Here is a 14,140-nt window from a genome sequence, read left to right as displayed (position 1 = left end):
CTCTCACTAGGCTTTTTTCATTGCAGCAAAAACCTGCTCATCTAATTTCTCAGCAGCACGCTGATCATATATTTTGACATATTGAGGCACAGAGGACAATTGAGCGCCGTAAAACAGAGCATTCCTCACCGCTTCAATTGTAATGTCGAAACAGCACATATTAAATGGAACGTCCAGCAGCGGATCTTGTCGTACCACAGCACGTCCGTTCACTGCGTACACCGTCTCTTCTCCAAAGACAGTAACCGTAATGAGCGGATTAGTAATCATGTTATTCACTAAACGTGAACGATGATCAATTGCTACACGAAAAGTAGAAGCATTCTCCGCATAAATCCAGGAGATGGCTGTTGAAGTCGGACCTCCGGATTCTACATCCACTGTGCTCAGAAGCACAAAGGTCTCATTCTTGAATTGCTGTAAAAGAGATTCAGTTAATTGTGTGACGGCTTCGGACATTCAACCAGCCCCCTAACCTTCTTTATGCAATTCTTATACTTGGTTTATGTTATTATAGCATACCGATTAACGTGCTTCCAATCCCAAAAGAATGAAGGTTATTCGCCTGAAGGCGAAGCCGTTACTTTACCTGAAAGTGTATCTTGTAAAGCCTGCTTGGCATTGGCGAGTTCCGTTTCATTAATATACACATATGGACTTCTCCACTCTCCAGTAACCGGAGTATAATGCACATCCGAAGTGGAAATGTTCCAATACGTCGAGATAAAGTTTTTCATTTGTTCCGATTCCACATCTGTCGTCATATTCTTGTCCACTGCACCAATCACTTTGCTGATCTTTGTAATGCCCCCAAGAGATTTCATCTGATCCAGCATGGAGTTCAGCACTTGGTTTTGACGTTTGTTACGATCAAAGTCATTGGATTCATCAGTCTTTGGATTACAATTGGATTTGCGGTAACGAACAAAATCTAGTGCTGCTTTACCATCGAGATGTTGTGCGCCTGCGACCAGATTAATATCTGTACCATCGGCTGTATCTCTATAACACATATTTTTATCCACAGTCACATCCACGCCACCTACGGCATTGACAGCATCACGGAATGCCTGGAAATTCAGGACGGTTGTATAATTAATATCTACATCCAAATACTTGCCCATCATTTCTTTCATCTGATCCTCTGCATTTTTGCCAGTGGTTTTTTCCTGTGCTTTGAATCTTGGATAATAGGAATTCAGCTTGTTGGATTTGTATCCATCCAATTGAATACGCGTGTCTCGAGGCAAAGATACAATGGTTGCCGTCTTGGTCTCCGGATTCAACGAAGCCACCATAACAACATCCGAGAGATATGTGCCAGTTTCAGGACGGTTATCTGTGCCTAATAACAGCATCGTGATCGGTTTGGTTGTGGCTGACATCCCGGGAGGTACCGGTTTATCGATGCCTGTATCCACGACTTGATTGTATACCCAGTACGCATATCCACCGCCTACCACAATGGCAATAACCAATAGACTTAAAAGGATTCTGCCAAAAGCATTCATTCTCTTTTTCTTCTTAGGCTGCTTGCCCTTGCCATTCTTCGATCCAGAAGCACCGGATTGCGTCGGTGCCTGTCTCCGTGGAGGCAGTCCGTTCGAATTTGAGTTCATATCTTCAACACCTTTATCACATCTGTTTTTGTCTAAATAAAAGACAACCGCTTTCCCTAAGGAAAACGGATGGTCTGTACAAGACAGGATTTATGAATTTCGAGCGGCAGCTTCCGCTTTTTTCTTTTGACGACCTTCAATAAAATAACGCACTCTCACTAATAACATCAAACCAACCGCCACCAGCAAACATTGAATGATGGGAAGCTTGTCGATTTGAAAAATAAGAAGCATGAATGTGCCCATCGCCATCAAAATATAGAGAACGATTTCCTTACCAAGTGGCAATTTCTGACGTACCCGAAACACCTTGTTATATACGTAAGTAATCAATACAAAGATGACGATGTAGGCTACGATCGGGTGTGATGCGAACCATGCTTGCATGCACAGCCAGCTCCTTTCGTGTTCATGCTAGAGTATAAGTTAACTGGTTGATGGAACAACACCAACAACATTAATTACAAAGCTCTGAAATATGACCGTTTCGGATTCGGATCGTTCTTTTGGTCGCTGTTATCCCCAAATTTTTTTGATCCATTTTTCAATGGTAAAATCCGGGGATAAAGGCGAACGCTTCGCTCCTACAGAATCGATTCCGTATCCTCCACTACTTTAGTGGGTTGTAATTAACGCCGATGGTGCATATGTGTTCCATCAAACGTTAACTTATATGTTTTATTTTGTTGTTATTATTATTAGGCTTTAGAAGCCATTTTGCGTTGTTTTTCTGCACGCTCACGCTCGGATTTATTCAGGATCTTCTTACGAAGACGAATGGATTTTGGTGTAATCTCACAAAATTCATCTTCATTCAGATATTCAAGCGCCTGTTCCAACGAGAAGATAATCGGAGTTTTAATTTTAACCGTATCATCTTTACCAGAAGAACGAACGTTAGTCAGTTGTTTTTCTTTGCAGATGTTAACAACGATATCATTGTCACGTGTATGTTCACCAACAATCATACCTTCGTAGATTTCAGTACCCGGCTCCAAGAAGAGCGTACCGCGATCTTCAACGCCCATCATGCCATAGAACGTAGATGTACCTGTTTCAGTTGAAATCAGCACGCCTTGGTGACGTCCACCCACTTGACCGGATACTACTGGAGCGTAGCTGTCAAATGCATGGTTCATTACACCGTAACCACGAGTCAATGTCAGGAAGTTTGTGCTATATCCGATCAAACCACGTGCTGGAATCAGGAACTCCAGACGAACTTGACCACTACCTGTGTTAACCATGTTAACCATCTCTGCTTTACGTGCGCCCAGGCTCTCCATTACGGAACCCATGCTCTCTTCAGGGATATCAATCAACAAGCGCTCAACAGGTTCCATTTTCTTACCGTCAACTTCTCTTACGATAACTTCTGGTTTGGATACTTGAAGCTCATATCCTTCACGACGCATATTTTCAATCAGGATACCCAAGTGAAGCTCACCACGTCCGGAAACGATAAATGCATCAGGGCTATCCGTTTCGTCAACACGTAGGGAAACGTCTGTTTCCAACTCTTTTAACAAACGCTCACGAAGTTTACGGGAAGTTACCCATTTACCTTCACGACCTGCGAATGGACTGTTGTTCACGAGGAACGTCATTTGCAGTGTTGGCTCATCAATTTTCAGAACTGGCAAAGCTTCCGGGTTGTTAGGGTCGGCAATGGTTTCACCAATGTTGATGTCCTTGATCCCTGCAATGGCAACGATGTCGCCTGCTCCTGCTTCTTCCGTCTCAATACGTTTGAGACCTTGGAAACCAAACAGTTTCTCGATACGTGCAGTTTTGCTCTTACCATCACGCATAATAACCGTTACCGATTGTCCTTGACGGATCACACCGCGGTTAACACGACCAATGGCAATACGGCCAAGGTATTCATTGTAGTCCATCAAAGTAACGAGGAATTGAAGCGGTTCTTCAACATTTTCGGTAGGGTGTGGGATATGACTAACGATGGTGTTGTAGATCGCCATCATGTTGTCATCTTGTTTGGCAGGATCATTATCCATGCTGGATGTTCCGTTCAATGCGGAAGCATATACAACAGGGAATTCGAGTTGTTGGTCGTTGGCACCCAGTTCAATGAACAGGTCCAATACTTCATCAATAACCTCAGTCGGACGAGCCGCTGGACGGTCAATTTTGTTTACAACAACGATTGGTGTCAGGTTATGCTCAAGTGCTTTACGAAGTACAAACTTCGTTTGTGGCATACAGCCTTCATAAGCATCAACAACGAGCAATACACCGTCAACCATTTTCATGATACGTTCAACTTCACCACCGAAGTCGGCGTGTCCTGGTGTATCCACAATATTAATCAGGTAATCTTTATAAGTTATAGCCGTGTTTTTGGCCAAAATCGTAATACCGCGTTCACGCTCCAAATCGTTGGAGTCCATTACGCGCTCCTGTACCGTTTCGTGATCTCGGTAAGTACCGGATTGCTGGAGCAACTTGTCAACGAGTGTTGTTTTTCCGTGGTCGACGTGGGCAATAATCGCAATATTGCGAATGTGTTCTCTTGAATGCATGTTTTGTATCCATATCCTTTCCAATTTCAAATCATATCTACTTAAACTTCCCGCAATTTCGCAGGTTACTCACAAAATAAGCGTCGGTGATATCCCGACGCATGTCTATATCCCTTATATTATAGTTTATTATAGGTAAAAATCAAGATATTTCGCACGAAAAGACCACTGGGAATGTTACCAGCCTCTCCCTTGACGTCCTCGTCCAAGTAATAACCAGACTCCACCCAAGATCAAAAGGACAGCAAGTACATAGATTATTCCCGTTTGCAGCAAGGTAAATCCGAATAATATGATGGACACTGCACCAAGGATCAAAGCTGCAGGTAACACATATTCCGGTCTTCGTCGTTCAGCCATTCCATATTCGAGTAACCCTATGGCGATCCCAAGCAAGAATGCTGGCCACAGCCTGCTCATAAGTCCAACGCCCCATGTATTCGTTATACTGAATAAAACACCATACACCGTTAGTATGCCGGCAGGAACGAGTGACCACGATGGTGAAATACGCGCATAATATAACGCATGAAGGGCGATGCCTGGCAGCAGGATCAGCAAAGGCCAGAAATTACGACCAATAAATCCAAACACGCCAAACTTGCCAAGCAGAATAATAATTCCCGCAGCTGCAATAAATAGTCCAATCGCTTTTTCATTTCTCATCCTCATCTAAAATCACCTCTTATACTATGGCTATGTACTTTATTTCTTCATAAACGATAGACATTCCATGTTGACTGTTGATATTCAAACCTATAATCATGCTTCTAGTGTATCCGATGTTTCGGCAAAAAACTATACTTTATGTCGCACTTTGCGTGTGTCCTTTACCTGTATTACCCTAAAATGTGCAACTTATGACCAGCCCAATGGTTGTTGTATTGACAAGCGGATTATCTCACCACAAAACCGCCTAAACCGGACGGTTCAGACGGTCATATGTTCAAGCTTTTATCCAAAATTAAACTATGCGTTCTTCCGCACAAATTTATGTGCGCCTCCAATCGCAACCACAAGACAAGCCATGGCTACGGGTAGCAGCGTATGCACCTCTGATGTCATACCTCCCAGCCATTCTCCTAACTTGGGGTCTTTCATTACCATCTCACCTGCTGTGAAGGCCAGGATGCCTGATCCAACGAATACAAGAATCGGAAATCGCTTCAACAAACCAACAATCAACCCACTCCCCCATACGACGATGGGGATACTGATTGCAATCCCGATGACGATCAGAGCCAAATCTCCATCTGCCAAAGCAGCTATGGCCAAAACATTATCCAAGCTCATTACAAAATCGGCAATCAGAATGGTTTGAATGGCTTTCCAGGTCGTAGAAGCTTCTCGAATATGTACTTCATCCTCATTTTGAAGCAGCAGCTTTACTGCAATCCAGAGTAACAGCAGCCCACCTGCCGCTTGGATAAAGGGAATTCCCAGCAATAATACCGCTACAAAGGTTAACACACAACGCAGCAGCACCGCACCAAAAGCTCCCCACCATACCGCTTTTTTGCGTTGTATTGGTGGCAGATCCTTGCTGGCAAGTGCAATAACAACCGCATTATCTCCACTTAATACCAGATTGATCATTAAAATTTCAGTTAACAGCCATAGTGTATCCATGTCCTCATCCCCCCACATTAACTTGTATGTCGGAGTTGTCCATGCTATTCTTAATGATTGAACCGTATATAAGGAGTGACATATCTCATGGAGCTATTTAGTCCCACATTCTGGCTGGCTTTGCTGAACGTTGTCTTTATTGATCTAATTCTGGCTGGGGATAATGCCATCGTCATTGGTCTCGCAGCTCGAAATTTGCACCCTTCCGTGCAGAAAAAGGCGATTCTATATGGAACTGGCGGCGCACTTTTGATTCGAATTTTAGCAACAGTTGTTGTTTTATGGTTGCTTAAAGTTCCGTGGCTCTTGCTTGTGGGAGGCATACTCCTGATCTGGATTGCCTATAAATTATTGGCGGATCAGGGAGATGAACACAATGATGTCCAAGCGGGAACTTCCTTGTGGACTGCTATTCGTACCATTGTGATCGCGGATGCAGCCATGGGATTAGATAACGTGATTGCAGTTGCTGGAGCAGCGCAGCAGCATCTCGTGCTTGTCATCCTTGGACTCCTGATTAGTGTACCTATTATCGTCTGGGGCAGTACCCTGTTTATCAAGCTAATTAATCACTTTCCTTGGATCATCTATGTCGGAGCCATTGTTCTCGGGTATACGGCTTCCAATATGATCACTGAGGAACAGCGACTCTTGCCTTACTTTACTGAACATCCGGCATTGCGCATTCTCTTTATCGTTGTAGTTATTGCAGGTGTAGTCTTTGCAGGTTATCGCAAACGCTCCAGCAGTTCCAGCCACAAGGGATCTGGTGGGGAACAGCAGCGCTCCTATTCGTAGGCTAATTTAAACTAAAAATTTCATCTGAATACAGCAAAGGACTGAATGATATTTCATCGGACAGTCCTTTTTTGCAGTTAACATAGCCCTTATTATGTCAGCCATGCTAATTTTTATCGAGTTTAGAACCAGTCATCCTTCATGCCATTGTCTCCTGTTGGATTCGTTACCACAGAAGTTTCACCGGCGTGCAGTGTGATCGTTTCAGTTTGTTCCACCGCCTGATCCACCCATTCTGACAGATGGCTCATTGTTGATTCTATTTTATCCACAATTCGAAGATTTGGATTGGTTGAAGGTGACTTTGGCACAAAGAGAGTACAGCAATCCTCATAAGGCAAAATAGAAATGTCATACGTTCCGATCTGTTTGGACAAGGTAATGATCTCCTGTTTATCCATCATAACCAGTGGTCGCAACAGTGGCAGATCCGTCGCACGACCAATGACATTCATACTCGGAAGAGTCTGACTCGCTACTTGGCCCAGGCTATCCCCGGTGATCAGTGCTAATGCCCGCTCACGCTCAGCAAGTTTGGAGGCAATTCGCAGCATTGAACGTCGCATCAGCGTAATAATCAGGTTATCCTGACCCAGCTGGGTAAATGCCGTTTGGATCTCCGTAAACGGAACCAGATGCAGCTTGATTGTTCCTGCATGATCAGCAAGGGCACGTGCCAAATCAATGACTTTCTCTTTGGCGCGCTCGCTTGTGAACGGGTAACTGTAAAAATGTACACATTCCACTTCAAGTCCACGGCGCATGGAAGACCAGGCTGCAACCGGGCTGTCTATACCACCTGATAGCAGTACCATTGCTTTGCCATTCGTGCCCAGCGGAAACCCGCCTACTGCCGGAATGGTTTCGTTGAAAATATAGGTGCCCTGATCCCGAATTTCCACTCGCAGTTCAATATCAGGTTGGCGAACATCAACACTCAATTGCTGGAACTTCCGAAGGATCGGGGAACCAACCAAATGGTTCATTTCATGGGAAGAGTTCGGGAACTCCTTCCATACCCGCCTTACATTTACCTTGAATGTGGTGCCTTCTTTGAATTCGTCCTCCCTTTCGTCCATAAACGCAACTGCAGTTTTCACAATCTCATCAAGCTCGGATGGAGTAACTTTAACCGGACTAATCGACATCACACCGAATACCCGCTTCAGCACCTTAATCAGTTCAGTATGTGATTCGCCGCCAAGATCCACATAGACACGGCCATATTCTTTGCGAAGGCTCGCTCCTGGATAAGGTTTAAGCAAAGCTTTCACCTGTGTAATGATCGTTTTCTCAAATCGGGCGCGATTCTTGCCTTTTAACATAAACTCTCCGAAACGGAGAAGTAGCATATCATATTTCATATCCATTACATCCGCCTTTCGAGGGGCCGCAACTGCGCCACCATCTGATGTAAAGCCTGTTCAAGCAAGGCTACATCTTCTTCTGTATGTTCATCTCCAAGACTAATACGCAATCCACCAGCAGCACAAGCTGCATCTCTGCCCATTGCAAGTAAAGCCCGACTCGGTTCAGCCGAACGTGAAGAACAGGCAGATTGGGTCGATATGGTTACGCCAAGTTGCTCCAAGGTGTGCAGCGCCACTTCTGCCTTCATCCCGGGATAGGAGAAGTGCACAATATGAGGTGCACCCTCTGTGCGACTGTTTAATTCAAATTCAGGAATAACACGTATCGTTTCCATCAATCGATCACGGAGCACCGTTGTACGCCGGGCAAAATCAACCTGATCTTCTGCTGCCATTCGCATGGCCTTTGCCATACCTACCAGCAAAGCCACGTTCTCTGTGCCTGCTCTTAGTCCCTGCTCCTGTGATCCTCCTGACAATAGCGGCGTAAGCTCCACTCCACTACGCACATACAAGAGACCTGCTCCCTTCGGTCCACGAATCTTGTGAGCAGACAGACTGTACAGATCTGCACCCCAAGCAGCAGGTGTAGCCTCTATTTTCCCAAAACCCTGAACACCATCTACATGGAAAAGCACGCGTGGTGCTTTCTTTTTGAGCTGTTTGCCGATCTCTGCAATCGGATGGATGGCTCCTGTTTCATTATTTACATGCATCAGACTCACAAGCACCGTGTCGGGCCTGATCGCGTCTACAACCTGCTGAGCGTTCACCACACCATTGGAATTGACAGGAATTAGCGTCACGTCCCATCCCCATTGCTGCAATTGCATAAAACTTTCATATACCGAGGCATGCTCGGTAGCCGTAGTGATGATATGTCTGCCTCGTGACTGATAACGTAATGCCGCACCTTTTATCGCAAGATTATTACTCTCGGTGGCACCGGAAGTAAATACAATCTCTTCTGGCTTAACGCCGATTGCCGCAGCACATCCAGATCGAGCACGACGCAGCAACTGATCGGCACGCTCTCCATACCCATGGATGGAGGACGGATTACCGAATTGTGTCTCCATAATTTCGGCCATCGTACGAATCACATCAGGATGGGGAGGTGTGGTTGCAGCATAATCAAAATATTTCAAATGAGGTTAGACCTCCCTTATCTCTTCGTTCTTGAACCTACAGTGAGCATTGTAACACGATACCCATACAACACAAAAAGACCAACCGGGAACAGGCGTTTCAAGCGCTACTGCTCCCACATTTGATCTCATCCTGCCTATCATGTGTTTTTCACAAATGTCTATCTGTGAGTTTAAATCACATATTTCGACTGTGCCTTCTCTACCTTGGAGATATAATTCTGAGTTTCTGAAGGCAGACGGTTAAGTACACTCATCAGTTCGCTATCACTCGACACGCCCAGACGTGAAACACGACCTGGTCCTGCATTATATGCAGCAAGTGCCATTTTCACTTCTCCACCGAAACGCTGGAGCTGAAGGGAAAGATACTTCGTACCCGCATCAATGTTTTGGGCAGGATCAAATGAATTACTCACACCAAGCCCTGCAGCCGTGCCATCCATTAATTGCATGAGCCCTTTGGCACCAGCTGAGGACACGACATTTGGGTTGAAATTGGACTCTGTGTCAATGACGGCCTTGATCAATGATTCAGGAACACCGTACTTCGCACTTGCCTCAGCAATCAAAGATTCATAATCCGTAGGTACAGATGCACCGGAATCCACGATTCCTGTATTGGATGAAGATAATAAAGACTCAACGATGTTATTGGAGACAGAGGACGATCCTGCCGTATTTATATCCGGATTGTACGTGCTTCCGAGTTGCAGCCACAACAAACCATCACTGGATCTTTTGGAGACCGTCGCGGTGGAATCTGTATTGCTCGTCGAATTGGCACCCGTACCTAACAGCCCGTCCATCACATTGGCGAAATCCACTGTTGAACCAGCATCCGATTGTGATCCACTGGTTTGGTTATTCACATTTGACAATTGCAGTTCCAACAACTGCCGCGATCCGCTTGGATCAATCTGCATGAGTTATACCCACTCCCGTATAATTAAGCGTATTATGACCTTATTCTACATCGTTTTACAGCAAGGTTCCATTGTTTTCATAAAAATATATGAATCTCTCCACATAACCTGCGCATATACGAAAAAAACCTTCTGTAATTCACCGCATTTGGGTGAGAACAGAAGGCTTTTGAATGAATCATTTTACACGTTAACGAGCGAATGGAATCATGAAAAAATAACTCAGCGTAGCTACAACACCCAGTCCAATGGACCAGGCTCCCGCTGTCTTCCGACCATTCACATATGCATAGTAACCCAGTACAGCTGCGGCCGGTCCAAGTACGATTGACCACATGAACAAAGACGCGATCCCGAAGGCAAGTCCCATGTAACCCGCAACCTTGCCTGTTGATTCCATGACCCGGTCTGCCTCATGCTTCTCAGGTACAGGCTCTGCCCGTTCGGTACCTCCAGTTCTTACGACAGTCGGAGGAGCGACCTCTGCCCCGTATTCTTCCCGATGTGCTTTTCTGGGATAATCGACGCGCATACGCTGTTTTTCACCGTCAACATTGATTTTAGGGCGATCCTGAAAATTAAACTTATTATCGTCATTTTTCATTGGGAAGCACCTCCGTTATGAATAGGGATGACTGCTCACTTGGGTTTGAACGTGTGACAGCATGTTGCAGAGGATGTGCGTGCATGATCATGATGATCGGAGTCAAATGTCTCACCGGCAAATTCCTCATGCAGACGACGGGTGGCATGTTGGTCAATGTCAATCATGATGGCATCAGCGTGGCAGAAGTTGTTCTCTCCCCAAAAGTTGCAGTTGGAGACGCTGCATTTGACAATTGGTTTGTCTTGGCTCATTTTTTATCACCTCGACTACTATTGTCTCCCCGCCACAAACCTGATATTCCCCGTCAAAATGCCAGATGATGACATGATCACACTTCGTCTGATTCTCACTAAAAACACAAAAAAACCGCCACAAGGGCGGTTTCGTCCAATTTCATATTCAGGTTTAAACGTTAATTAGGCGTGATTCCGTTGATTTTGCATACGGCGCTGAGTCAGGTAATCACTTTCATAATATGCCAGATCATCGCGCAATTCTTCGTACGTTTTGGAAACCTCAAGAATGACATCCCGTACTGCACGGATTGGCTTGTCACGGAAACGAATGGCATCTTGTCCTGTGTAAGCGTATCTTCCGTCTTCGGAATAACATTCATTTTTGGGATAGAAAAAGCTGTTTACGCATTGGTGATACGTATTATAAAGAGCCTTTTCGGCAAAATCGACATCAAAGTTGGCACGACGCAGCACAACGCCAAGTTTTTCGTAAGAAACTTCAGAAAAAACGAGCAAATGACGGAGATCTGAAAGAAATCCTTTGTAGAAGGCTGTTGATTCTTCCGTCTGATTCTGATCCAGTTCAGGCAAAGCATTATCATTCAAAAATTTTTCAATCCGATCGATAGCCGGTTTTAACTTTTCCCTAGTTGACTCACATGTTTTCTGTACATTGGCTGCTGACATAAAGGTAGCTCCCCCTTAAATAAGTCCTTACATATAGGTCGGCCAACGGTGGTTTTCCCCTGACCTTTGAATTCTCAGCTATAATCCTACCATAAAAAGATGACGAGCGGTATCCCTTAATCATGCTTTCCGCTTCTGCCGTTAAACATGCCTATTATACGCAGTTAGACTCGAACTCGCCTGCATAAAAATATCCGCTTTTTCTAACGATAGATATAACCAGTGACAACGACGAAGCACTGTTAATGATTGTCCAAAATGAACGAAGGAGGTTCCATCCACCATGTCCAGAACGAAATGGATTAACTGGGCCCTTGCAGCTGGTGCGGGTGCACTCGCCCTGACGCTCCTGCTTCCAACATCCAATCGTCCCGAATCTAAGCCAGGTGCCCTGTCAGACTCTGCTCATGAAGAGCACACGAGTAAACAGCGTCTGAAAGTGCAGGATGTCAAAGCAACCGATCTTCTGACCCGTATGGATGCCAAGCAACATCTCAGTATCATGCTGGAGAAAACCGCCACAATGAATGCTGCGCAGGTTAGCCGATATGTGAATGATCTCCAAAGTTCACATGAACATATCAGATCCATTCATCTCATGAATACCAATGGCTCTTTTAACAAGCCCTTTGATCACGCCTCCACACAAGGAAGCAAGTTGGAACAACAGAAGCTTCAACATTCGCTCAACCTTGCCAAAAAAGCGGTAAACAAACGTCAAAGTTTTGAATCCTCTTCTTTTCCTTTGGGAAAAGAAAAATATTTTGTTATGGGGCAACCCTCCAAAGATGGCAAAAGAGCTGTGATTGCCTTGTTCAGCCAGAACGTATTAAATGCTGTTGAACAACATCAGCGGAAAAATCTGCGCATGATCCCTTATCCGCGTGAGGGTAAATTCAAAATTGAGTCTGTTCACCCGGATACGCTTAACGAAATCACAGTAAAGACCGGACATGATAATGCAAATGCCAGTCATTTTTACGAAAATGAAATCGTCATCCGTTTTCGCCAGGATCCCGGTGAACGGGATATGCGTATCATTAAATCCGATCTAAGAGCGCAATCTGCGCGCAAGCTGGGATACACGTATGTTTTTCGGTCAGAACACATGAGTTACAAGCAATTGCATAGTTATTTCGAAAGCAAATGGAATCCACTCTATATGGAACCCCACTATATGTATTTAACCAATGATACTGTAACTGAACAAACAGATGTAACGATACCCAATGACATTTTGTTCTCCGATTATCAGTGGAACCTGCCTGCGATTGAGACAAACAGAGGTTGGAATATTAGCAAGGGAAACAAAGATGTCATCGTAGCAGTGGTCGACACGGGGGTTGATATGAATCATCCTGACCTGAAGGGCAAGCTCCTTGAGGGTTATAATGTGGTCGAGCCGGGAAGCCAACCGATGGATGATGTGGGACATGGGACACACGTCGCAGGCATTATAGGCGCTATTGTCAACAATAACGAAGGCGTGGCAGGCATGAGCTGGTATAACAAGGTACTACCGGTTAAAGTACTCGACAACTCAGGTTCTGGTACCACGTATGCCGTTGCCGAAGGCATCATCTGGGCAGCCGATCATGGAGCCAAAGTTATCAACATGAGTTTGGGTAATTATGCTGATGCGCAATTTCTTCATGATGCCATTAAATACGCTTTTGACCGGGATATCGTCCTGATTGCAGCCACAGGGAACGATAATACTGAGCGTCCAGGATACCCTGCTGCCTATCCGGAAGTATTTGCCGTATCTGCTACGGACCCGGATATGAGCAAAGCTTCCTATTCCAACTACGGGGATTATGTAGATGTGATGGCTCCAGGGTCCAGTATCGCCAGTACCTATCCAAACAATCAGTATGCGGCCTTATCTGGAACGTCCATGGCTAGCCCCCATGTAGCCGCACTTGCAGGTTTGATTCGTTCATTGAACCCGGACTTGACCAACACGGAAGTGATGGATTTGATGCGCCAAAGTGTTATTGACCTCGGTGATCCGGGTCACGACAAGTATTTTGGCTATGGCCAAATCGATGTCTATAAGGCACTGCAAGCCGCATCAGGCAACAGCGCTCCTTTGCAATTCTGGCCGCAACATGTCAGACAACAAATGGATAATACGATGAAAAAGTATACCCAGTAATCGTAATGACTCTACTCAGCAAAAATACAAAAGCAGCTGCGCCCCGGGGCGTACGCTGCTCTTTTGGTTTATATTCAATTCCCCGGGGCACCCGCTGCGCTTAGCGCTTGCGAGAAGATGTGCGGGCTTTACTTGATTTTTTCACGGATTTTTTCTTCGGATTATGGCTGGATACATAACAAGGGTCTTCTTCTTTGACAACAACAGGATACATGTGGTGATGAATCGGAACACAGTGATGTTTTTTGATCACTTCAATCGGGTGAATTACAGGCACGATTTGTGGGATGTAATAATCCTCAACAACCTGGATCGGGTCACAGACAATCGGGCAAAGCGGTGGACAGTAATGGTTCATTTCAAAACCAACTCCCTTTCTGGTGATACTATAACCTATTGCAACAGATCGAAAGTGGATT

The 14,140-nt window shown here is 45.1% G+C and carries 15 protein-coding genes; 2 read left to right on the top strand and 13 right to left on the bottom strand.

Annotated elements, in window-relative coordinates; translation table 11 throughout:
* Positions 1–6: 6 nt before the first annotated feature.
* The 6 genes from MKX68_RS20490 to MKX68_RS20465 form a co-directional block, all read right to left on the bottom strand.
* On the bottom strand, positions 7–459 hold the full coding sequence (locus tag MKX68_RS20490; protein WP_339186449.1) for a pyridoxamine 5'-phosphate oxidase family protein: 453 nt from the start codon (positions 457–459) through the stop codon (positions 7–9).
* A gap of 98 nt (positions 460–557) precedes the next feature.
* Entirely contained in the window at positions 558–1,619 is a 1,062-nt protein-coding gene (locus tag MKX68_RS20485; protein WP_036614987.1) for an LCP family protein, read from the bottom strand.
* Between the two features lie 90 nt (positions 1,620–1,709).
* Positions 1,710–2,006: a YlaH-like family protein gene (locus MKX68_RS20480; protein ID WP_036614990.1), complete on the bottom strand. Its 297-nt coding sequence runs from the start codon at positions 2,004–2,006 to the stop codon at positions 1,710–1,712.
* A 311-nt stretch (positions 2,007–2,317) separates the two neighbouring features.
* The gene (gene typA, locus MKX68_RS20475; RefSeq protein ID WP_340913955.1) at positions 2,318–4,162 is read right to left on the bottom strand and encodes a translational GTPase TypA; all 1,845 of its coding nucleotides are present in this window, start codon (positions 4,160–4,162) and stop codon (positions 2,318–2,320) included.
* Between the two features lie 177 nt (positions 4,163–4,339).
* The gene (locus MKX68_RS20470; RefSeq protein WP_340913953.1) at positions 4,340–4,834 is read right to left on the bottom strand and encodes a hypothetical protein; all 495 of its coding nucleotides are present in this window, start codon (positions 4,832–4,834) and stop codon (positions 4,340–4,342) included.
* Between the two features lie 297 nt (positions 4,835–5,131).
* Positions 5,132–5,791 (bottom strand): TerC family protein, encoded by a 660-nt coding sequence (locus MKX68_RS20465; protein WP_340913951.1) that lies wholly within the window; start codon positions 5,789–5,791, stop codon positions 5,132–5,134.
* 87 nt (positions 5,792–5,878) lie between these two features.
* Between MKX68_RS20465 and MKX68_RS20460 the strand changes: the two genes are divergently transcribed.
* The gene (locus MKX68_RS20460; protein WP_047843768.1) at positions 5,879–6,589 is read left to right on the top strand and encodes a TerC family protein; all 711 of its coding nucleotides are present in this window, start codon (positions 5,879–5,881) and stop codon (positions 6,587–6,589) included.
* 122 nt (positions 6,590–6,711) lie between these two features.
* Here MKX68_RS20460 and thiI read toward each other — a convergent pair whose 3' ends face one another.
* The 6 genes from thiI to MKX68_RS20430 form a co-directional block, all read right to left on the bottom strand.
* Entirely contained in the window at positions 6,712–7,953 is a 1,242-nt protein-coding gene (thiI, locus tag MKX68_RS20455) for a tRNA uracil 4-sulfurtransferase ThiI (RefSeq protein ID WP_036615288.1), read from the bottom strand.
* A 5-nt stretch (positions 7,954–7,958) separates the two neighbouring features.
* On the bottom strand, positions 7,959–9,107 hold the full coding sequence (locus MKX68_RS20450; RefSeq protein WP_340913948.1) for a cysteine desulfurase family protein: 1,149 nt from the start codon (positions 9,105–9,107) through the stop codon (positions 7,959–7,961).
* 173 nt (positions 9,108–9,280) lie between these two features.
* A complete protein-coding gene (locus MKX68_RS20445; RefSeq protein ID WP_036674814.1) occupies positions 9,281–10,033 on the bottom strand; it encodes a lytic transglycosylase domain-containing protein in 753 nt (250 codons plus the stop codon).
* A 190-nt stretch (positions 10,034–10,223) separates the two neighbouring features.
* Complete coding sequence (locus tag MKX68_RS20440; protein ID WP_036615008.1) at positions 10,224–10,637, bottom strand: hypothetical protein; 414 nt, start codon at positions 10,635–10,637, stop codon at positions 10,224–10,226.
* 35 nt (positions 10,638–10,672) lie between these two features.
* Positions 10,673–10,891: a DUF1540 domain-containing protein gene (locus MKX68_RS20435; RefSeq protein WP_074095869.1), complete on the bottom strand. Its 219-nt coding sequence runs from the start codon at positions 10,889–10,891 to the stop codon at positions 10,673–10,675.
* Positions 10,892–11,056: 165 nt separating this feature from the next.
* Positions 11,057–11,563: a YpuI family protein gene (locus MKX68_RS20430; protein ID WP_338587982.1), complete on the bottom strand. Its 507-nt coding sequence runs from the start codon at positions 11,561–11,563 to the stop codon at positions 11,057–11,059.
* Positions 11,564–11,846: 283 nt separating this feature from the next.
* Here MKX68_RS20430 and MKX68_RS20425 point away from each other — a divergent pair, with 283 nt between their 5' ends.
* Positions 11,847–13,721 (top strand): S8 family peptidase, encoded by a 1,875-nt coding sequence (locus MKX68_RS20425; protein WP_340913945.1) that lies wholly within the window; start codon positions 11,847–11,849, stop codon positions 13,719–13,721.
* A gap of 100 nt (positions 13,722–13,821) precedes the next feature.
* Here MKX68_RS20425 and MKX68_RS20420 read toward each other — a convergent pair whose 3' ends face one another.
* Positions 13,822–14,079, bottom strand: coding sequence for a hypothetical protein (locus tag MKX68_RS20420; RefSeq protein ID WP_076211601.1), 258 nt, complete (start codon positions 14,077–14,079; stop codon positions 13,822–13,824).
* Positions 14,080–14,140: the final 61 nt, after the last annotated feature.

The sequence above is a fragment of the Paenibacillus sp. FSL M8-0212 genome (assembly GCF_038004645.1).
In the GTDB taxonomy this organism is placed as follows: Bacteria; Bacillota; Bacilli; order Paenibacillales; family Paenibacillaceae; genus Paenibacillus.
This window is presented reverse-complemented; position numbering and strand designations above follow the sequence as displayed.

Coding starts and splice junctions, on each gene's coding strand:
- MKX68_RS20490 (WP_339186449.1), bottom strand. CDS start 459: ATGTCCGAAGCCGTCACACAATTAACTGAATCTCTTTTACAGCAATTC.
- MKX68_RS20485 (WP_036614987.1), bottom strand. CDS start 1,619: ATGAACTCAAATTCGAACGGACTGCCTCCACGGAGACAGGCACCGACG.
- MKX68_RS20480 (WP_036614990.1), bottom strand. CDS start 2,006: ATGCAAGCATGGTTCGCATCACACCCGATCGTAGCCTACATCGTCATC.
- typA (WP_340913955.1), bottom strand. CDS start 4,162: ATGCATTCAAGAGAACACATTCGCAATATTGCGATTATTGCCCACGTC.
- MKX68_RS20470 (WP_340913953.1), bottom strand. CDS start 4,834: ATGAGGATGAGAAATGAAAAAGCGATTGGACTATTTATTGCAGCTGCG.
- MKX68_RS20465 (WP_340913951.1), bottom strand. CDS start 5,791: ATGGATACACTATGGCTGTTAACTGAAATTTTAATGATCAATCTGGTA.
- MKX68_RS20460 (WP_047843768.1), top strand. CDS start 5,879: ATGGAGCTATTTAGTCCCACATTCTGGCTGGCTTTGCTGAACGTTGTC.
- thiI (WP_036615288.1), bottom strand. CDS start 7,953: ATGAAATATGATATGCTACTTCTCCGTTTCGGAGAGTTTATGTTAAAA.
- MKX68_RS20445 (WP_036674814.1), bottom strand. CDS start 10,033: ATGCAGATTGATCCAAGCGGATCGCGGCAGTTGTTGGAACTGCAATTG.
- MKX68_RS20440 (WP_036615008.1), bottom strand. CDS start 10,637: ATGAAAAATGACGATAATAAGTTTAATTTTCAGGATCGCCCTAAAATC.
- MKX68_RS20435 (WP_074095869.1), bottom strand. CDS start 10,891: ATGAGCCAAGACAAACCAATTGTCAAATGCAGCGTCTCCAACTGCAAC.
- MKX68_RS20430 (WP_338587982.1), bottom strand. CDS start 11,563: ATGTCAGCAGCCAATGTACAGAAAACATGTGAGTCAACTAGGGAAAAG.
- MKX68_RS20425 (WP_340913945.1), top strand. CDS start 11,847: ATGTCCAGAACGAAATGGATTAACTGGGCCCTTGCAGCTGGTGCGGGT.
- MKX68_RS20420 (WP_076211601.1), bottom strand. CDS start 14,079: ATGAACCATTACTGTCCACCGCTTTGCCCGATTGTCTGTGACCCGATC.